Origin of the sequence: Marichromatium sp. PS1 (genome assembly GCF_041155115.1) — a bacterium.
Lineage (GTDB): Bacteria > Pseudomonadota > Gammaproteobacteria > Chromatiales > Chromatiaceae > Marichromatium > Marichromatium gracile.
Map to the genome: position 1 here is coordinate 63,070 of NZ_BAAFHB010000002.1, position 6,931 is coordinate 70,000.

3 protein-coding genes and 2 rRNA genes (1 of these 5 cut by a window edge) are annotated in these 6,931 nt (G+C 63.5%); 3 read left to right on the forward strand and 2 right to left on the reverse strand.

The window, feature by feature from the left end; translation table 11 throughout:
• The first annotated feature begins 24 nt into the window (after window positions 1–24).
• The 3 genes from ACAM26_RS01545 (at window position 25) to ACAM26_RS01555 (ending at window position 4,400) form a co-directional block, all read left to right on the forward strand.
• A complete protein-coding gene (locus tag ACAM26_RS01545) occupies window positions 25–708 on the forward strand; it encodes a TIGR04211 family SH3 domain-containing protein (protein ID WP_123143055.1) in 684 nt (227 codons plus the stop codon).
• 212 nt (window positions 709–920) lie between these two features.
• Window positions 921–2,771 (forward strand): dihydroxy-acid dehydratase, encoded by a 1,851-nt coding sequence (ilvD, locus tag ACAM26_RS01550; protein ID WP_123141180.1) that lies wholly within the window; start codon window positions 921–923, stop codon window positions 2,769–2,771.
• A 639-nt stretch (window positions 2,772–3,410) separates the two neighbouring features.
• Window positions 3,411–4,400, forward strand: coding sequence for an IS110 family transposase (locus ACAM26_RS01555; RefSeq protein WP_369613000.1), 990 nt, complete (start codon window positions 3,411–3,413; stop codon window positions 4,398–4,400).
• A gap of 271 nt (window positions 4,401–4,671) precedes the next feature.
• Here the strand turns inward: ACAM26_RS01555 and rrf are convergent.
• Window positions 4,672–4,787 (reverse strand): 5S ribosomal RNA (rrf, locus tag ACAM26_RS01560).
• A 105-nt stretch (window positions 4,788–4,892) separates the two neighbouring features.
• Window positions 4,893–6,931 (reverse strand): 23S ribosomal RNA (locus ACAM26_RS01565); it runs 849 nt beyond the window's last position.

Below are 6,931 nucleotides of genomic sequence, written 5' to 3' on the forward strand. Positions count from 1 at the left end.
CCCCAGCCGAGTCGAGGACGCCTCGTGATACGCATCGCGCTCCTATCCCTTACGCTCCTGGCCACGCTGCTCGGTCAAGCCGCCATCGCCCAGGCCGAGACCCGCTATGTGACCGACGAGCTCGAGATCACCCTGCGCACCGGCGAGAGCACCCGCTATCGCATCATCCGCATGCTGCCGAGCGGCACCCCGCTCGAGGTGCTGAGCGTCAACCGGGCCACCAACTATGCCCGCGTGCGCACCGAGGACGGCACCACCGGCTACGTGCTGGAGCACGAGCTGCAGGACGAGCCGGCGGCGCGTGAGCGCGTGGCCACGCTCGAGGCCAAGCTCGCCGAGCTGCAACAGAAGCCCGATGCCCTCGCCGCCCAGCTGAGCAAGCTGCAGACCGAGCACGAGCAGGTGAGCGCCGACAATGCGGCACTGCGTCAGGAGAAACAGCGCCTGGAGCAGGAGCTGGCGACCGTCCGTCACGCCTCGGCCAACATCCTCGAGATCACCGAAGACCGCGATCGGCTGCGCATCCAGGTCAGCGAACTCACCCGCGAGCGCGCCGACCTGCAGCAGGAGAACCGCGATCTCAAGAACCAGACTCACCAGCGCTGGTTCCTGATCGGCGCGGGCGTGGTCACCGGCGGCGTCTTCCTCGGGTTGCTGCTGCCGCACCTGCGCTGGCGACGGCGGCGGAGTTCCTGGGCCTCGCTGTAAGGCGATACGCGCGAGCGCCCTGGCGGTGATCGCGCGACCTCCCCTCCGACCCGGACGCCAACGCGCGCCCGGGCACACGTCCCCTGCCATGCTGGCCACTCACGCCACCCCGACCGTGCTCGCCGCGGCCAATGCGCCCGCGCCTCAGCCGTGGCTGATGAGGGGCGTATAATCGAAGCGTGTCAAGTTCAACCCTTCAGGTCTGTCCCACTATGCCCCAATACCGTTCCAGAACCTCGACCCAGGGCCGCAACATGGCCGGCGCGCGCGCGCTGTGGCGTGCCACCGGCATGAAGGATGGCGACTTCGAGAAGCCGATCATCGCGGTCGTCAACTCCTTCACCCAGTTCGTCCCCGGACACGTGCACCTGAAGGACCTCGGTCAGCTGGTCGCCCGCGAGATCGAGGCCAACGGCGGCGTGGCCAAGGAATTCAATACCATCGCCATCGACGACGGCATCGCCATGGGGCATGACGGCATGCTCTACTCGCTGCCCTCACGCGACATCATCGCCGACTCGGTCGAGTACATGGTCAACGCCCACTGCGCCGACGCCATGGTCTGTATCTCCAACTGCGACAAGATCACCCCCGGGATGCTGATGGCTGCGATGCGCCTCAACATCCCCACGGTGTTCGTCTCGGGCGGGCCGATGGAGGCGGGCAAGGTGCTGCGCGACGGCGACGAGCTGCGACTCGACCTGGTCGATGCCATGGTCGCCGCGGCCAATCCCGAGGAGAGCGACGAGGCGGTCGCCCAGATCGAGCGCTCGGCCTGTCCCACCTGCGGCTCCTGCTCGGGGATGTTCACCGCCAACTCGATGAACTGTCTCACCGAGGCGCTGGGCCTGAGCCTGCCGGGCAACGGTTCGCTGCTCGCCACCCACGCCGCACGCAAGGGCTTGTTCCTGGAGGCCGGGCGGTTGATCGTCGAGCTGGCCCGGCGCCACTATGAGCAGGACGACGCCAGCGTGCTGCCGCGCGCGATCGCCGACCGCCGCGCCTTCGAGAACGCGATGAGTCTCGACATCGCCATGGGCGGTTCGACCAACACCGTGCTGCATCTGCTGGCGACCGCGCACGAGGGCGAGGTCGACTTCACCATGGCCGACATCGACCGGCTCAGCCGCAAGGTGCCGAACCTGTGCAAGGTCGCGCCGGCGACCCAGCGCTATCACATGGAGGACGTGCATCGCGCCGGCGGCATCATGGGGATCCTCGGCGAACTCGACCGTGCCGGACTGCTCCACCGCGAGGTCGCCACCGTGCACAGCCCCAGCCTGGGCGAGGCGCTGGAGCGTTGGGACCTCAAGCGCAATGCCGCCCCCGAGGCCGAGCGCCTGTATCGCGCCGCGCCCGGCGGCGTGCCGAGTCAGCAGGCCTTCAGTCAGGACCAGCAGTGGCCCGAGCTCGATCTCGACCGCACCAACGGCTGCATCCGTGAGCGTGAGCACGCCTACAGCCAGGACGGCGGACTGGCAGTGCTCTTCGGCAACCTTGCCGAGGCCGGCTGTATCGTCAAGACCGCGGGGGTCGACGCCTCGATCCTCCGCTTCACCGGCCCGGCGCGGATCTTCGAGAGTCAGGACGCCGCGGTCGCGGCCATCCTCGGCGACCGGATCCAGGCCGGCGATGTGGTGTTGATCCGCTACGAGGGTCCCAAGGGCGGACCGGGGATGCAGGAGATGCTCTATCCCACCAGCTATCTCAAGTCCAAGGGGCTCGGCAAGCAGTGCGCGCTGATCACCGACGGACGCTTCTCCGGCGGCACCTCAGGATTATCGATCGGTCACGTCTCGCCGGAGGCCGCAGAGGGCGGTCTGATCGGGCTGGTCGAGGAAGGCGACCAGATCGAGATCGACATCCCCGGCCGCAGGATCCACCTCGCCGTCGACGAGCAGACCCTGGCCACACGTCGTCAAGCGATGGAAGCCCGAGGCGAGGCCGCCTGGCAGCCGGGCGAGCGCGAGCGCAAGGTCTCCAAGGCCCTGCAGGCCTATGCCGCCCTGACCACCAGCGCTGCCTACGGCGCCGTGCGTGATCTCAGCCAGCTCAAGCGCTGATCCCCGCCCACGCTCACCCCGCCGTCGTCATCCGGCGCGGCGGGGGCTCCAGCCTCCAGCCTCCAGCCTCCAGCCTCCAGCCTCCAGCCTCCAGCCTCCAGCCTCCAGCCTCCAGCCTCCAGCCTCCAGCCAGATGGTGAACCGCAAAGGCGCCAAGCACACAAAGGATTGTGAGTGTAGATGACGGTCTAACAGACTTCAGTCGCCAGCGATCAGCCGTCAGTCAGACGGTATTGATACCCTTAACGAAGTCGGTTTACCTCGTGCAGCGCCGTCGGTAGGGCTACCGTTTTGTGGCAACCCAACACTCGCGTCAACGTCTGCTGAGGAACGGCGCGCCGGGACAAGAACCGAACGCCGGCGATGCACTCGCGCGCGCCGCGGCGTCAGCCGCACATTCGCGATACTCCTTCGCGTCCTTTGAGCCTTGTATCTTGCCACCCCGTGGTGGTTAGCTCCCACCACGCGAGATTGAGGCAGCTCGATTGCGCCTGAAGGCCTGGACCTTGTCGCTAAGACCAAGCCCTCGATCTCTCTTCTCATGCCAGTCTCGACACTGAACGGTATCCAAGGGGCGAACCCTGCATGGACAAGGCGAGTGGGTATGAGGACTGGCCCAGGATCAAGGAGTGGACGACGATGATGTCTCTCGGAATCGATGTCTCGAAGGCGAAGCTGCACACCGCGCTGGAGCTGAGCGAGCAGGAGCGGGTCAAGCTCAAGACCAAGACGGTGCCCAATACCGCCACGGGGGTGGAGGCGCTGATCGACTGGCTGGGGCGTCAGGGGGCGAGGCCGGAGGCGGTCCATGCGGTGCTGGAGGCCACCGGCCCTTACCACGAGACGGCCGCCGAGCTGCTCCACGGGCGTGGCCTGACGGTCTCGATCGTCAACCCGGCCCAGGCCCGGGACTTCGCTCGCGGTCTGGCGGTGCGCACCAAGACCGACGCGGTCGATGCCAAGGTGCTGGCGCGCTTCGGCGCGCTCCTCAAGCCCGCGCCCTGGACGCCGCCCTCGCCCGAGGTGCGCGCCCTGCGGGCGCTGCTGGCCCGTCAGCGCGCCCTCATCGAGGACCTGCGCCGCGAGCGCAACCGCCTGGAGAAGGTCGAGGCGACCCACACCCCGGCGCTGGTGCGCGACTCGGTGCGCGAGAGTATCGCCTTCCTCGAAGAAGCCCTCGCCAAGCTCCAGCAACAGATCGACGACCACCTCGACGGCCATCCTCAGCTACGCGAGGACGTCGACCTCCTCACCTCGATCCCCGCCGTCGGCCTCAAGGTCGCTCAGCGCTTCGTGGCGCTGCTGCAAAGCCGTCCCTTCACCTCGGCCCAACAGTTCGCCGCCTACCTCGGGCTCGTGCCCGTCGAGCGACAGTCGGGCACCTCCGTGCAGGGGCGCGCCAGACTCTCCAAGGCCGGGCCTGCCCATGCCCGCGCCACCCTCTACATGGCCGCCGTCACCGCCATTCGCTACAACCCACACGTCAAGGACCTCTACGAACGCCTCCTGGCGCGCGGCAAGCCCAAGATGGTCGCCCTCGGCGCCGCCATGCGGAAACTCGCCCACATCTGCTTCGGCGTGTTCAAGAACCGTCGCCCCTACCAGCCCGATTACGCTTCCGCGGCTTGACGGGAAAGACGGTATCTTTGCGGTTCAATCCTACTGACCGCTGGCGGCTTTCAGCTGCCGGGACAGGAACCGAGCGCAGATCATGCACTCGCACGCGCTGCGGCGTCAGCCGCACATCCCCGACTCCCCTTGGCGTTCTTTGGGTCTTTGCGGTTCAATCTTTCCGGCTGACGGCTGACGGCTGACGGCTGACGGCTGACGGCTGACGGCTTTTTTCGGCGCACAAAGTAAAACCCCCAAGCACAGGGTGCTCGGGGGTTTTGGGATAAGGTCCTGGCAGTGACCTACTTTCGCATGGGGAGGCCCCACACTATCATCGGCGAGGTCCTGTTTCACTTCTGAGTTCGGGATGGGATCAGGTGGTTCCAGGACTCTATGGCCGCCAGGAAAACTGCTTTGTCTTGCCCGATCATCTCGGACAGGACCAATTCGGTTCAGATCGTTGTCGGCAGTTGCGTGAGCCGAGGCCCGTACAACGCACTTGGGTGTTATATGGTCAAGCCGCACGGTCAATTAGTACAGGTTAGCTTCACACGTTACCGCGCTTCCACATCCTGCCTATCAACGTCGTGGTCTTCGACGGACCTTCAGGGGCATCAAGTGCCCAGGGAGACCTCATCTTGGGAGGGGCTTCCCGCTTAGATGCTTTCAGCGGTTATCCCGTCCGTACATAGCTACCCGGCAATGCCACTGGCGTGACAACCGGAACACCAGGGGTACGTCCACTCCGGTCCTCTCGTACTAGGAGCAGCTTCCCTCAAGTCTCCAACGCCCACGGCAGATAGGGACCGAACTGTCTCACGACGTTCTAAACCCAGCTCGCGTACCACTTTAAATGGCGAACAGCCATACCCTTGGGACCGACTTCAGCCCCAGGATGTGATGAGCCGACATCGAGGTGCCAAACACCGCCGTCGATATGAACTCTTGGGCGGTATCAGCCTGTTATCCCCGGAGTACCTTTTATCCGTTGAGCGATGGCCCTTCCATACAGAACCACCGGATCACTAAGACCTACTTTCGTACCTGCTCGACGTGTCTGTCTCGCAGTCAAGCACCCTTATGCCTTTGCACTCATTGCGCGATTTCCGACCGCGCTGAGGGTACCTTCGTGCTCCTCCGTTACGCTTTGGGAGGAGACCGCCCCAGTCAAACTACCCACCATGCACTGTCCCTGATCCGGATCACGGACCGAGGTTAGAACTCCGAACATACCAGGGTGGTATTTCAAGGTTGGCTCCACAGCAGCTGGCGCCACTGTTTCAAAGCCTCCCACCTATCCTACACAAGTAGGTTCAAAGTCCAGTGCAAAGCTATAGTAAAGGTTCACGGGGTCTTTCCGTCTAGCCGCGGGTACTCGGCATCTTGACCGAGATTTCAATTTCACTGAGTCCCTGGTGGAGACAGTGCCGCCATCGTTACGCCATTCGTGCAGGTCGGAACTTACCCGACAAGGAATTTCGCTACCTTAGGACCGTTATAGTTACGGCCGCCGTTTACCGGGGCTTCGATCAAGAGCTTCTCCGAAGATAACCCCATCACTTAACCTTCCGGCACCGGGCAGGCGTCACACCCTATACGTCCTCTTACGAGTTTGCAGAGTGCTGTGTTTTTAATAAACAGTCGCAGCGGCCTGGTCACTGCAACCCTCTTCGGCTCCACGAGCAAGTCGCTTCACCTACCAAGGGCGTACCTTCTCCCGAAGTTACGGTACCATTTTGCCTAGTTCCTTCACCAGGGTTCTCTCAAGCGCCTTGGGATTCTCACCCTGCCCACCTGTGTCGGTTTGGGGTACGGTCATCTGTAACCTGAAGCTTAGAGACTTTTCCTGGAAGCTTGGCATCAATCACTTCGTTCCCGTGGGAACTCGTCATCACGTCTCAGGATTGTGTCCCCGGATTTGCCTAAGGACACTCCCTACTCGCTTGGACCGGCACTACCATCGGCCGGCTGACCTAGCCTTCTCCGTCATCCCATCGCAGTTACAGCTGGTGCAGGAATATTAACCTGCTTCCCATCGACTACGCCTTTCGGCCTCGCCTTAGGGGCCGACTCACCCTGCGCCGATGAACGTTGCGCAGGAAACCTTGGGCTTTCGGCGAGGGAGACTCTCACTCCCTTTGTCGTTACTCATGTCAGCATTCGCACTTCTGATATCTCCAGCATGCCTGACAGCACACCTTCGCAGACTTACAGAACGCTCCCCTACCATGCGTTTACACGCATCCGCAGCTTCGGTACATGGCTTGAGCCCCGTTACATCTTCCGCGCAGGCCGACTCGACCAGTGAGCTATTACGCTTTCTTTAAAGGGTGGCTGCTTCTAAGCCAACCTCCTGGCTGTCTGGGCCTTCCCACATCGTTTCCCACTGAGCCATGATTTAGGGACCTTAGCTGGCGGTCTGGGTTGTTTCCCTCTCGACGACGGACGTTAGCACCCGCCGTCTGTCTCCCGTGGTCAAACTTGCTGGTATTCGGAGTTTGCATCGGTTTGGTAAGCCGGGATGGCCCCCTAGCCGAAACAGTGCTCTA

Excerpts from the sequence above, each read along its gene's own strand:
- ACAM26_RS01555 (WP_369613000.1), top strand. The coding sequence starts at position 3,411 with ATGATGTCTCTCGGAATCGATGTCTCGAAGGCGAAGCTGCACACCGCG.
- ilvD (WP_123141180.1), top strand. The coding sequence starts at position 921 with ATGCCCCAATACCGTTCCAGAACCTCGACCCAGGGCCGCAACATGGCC.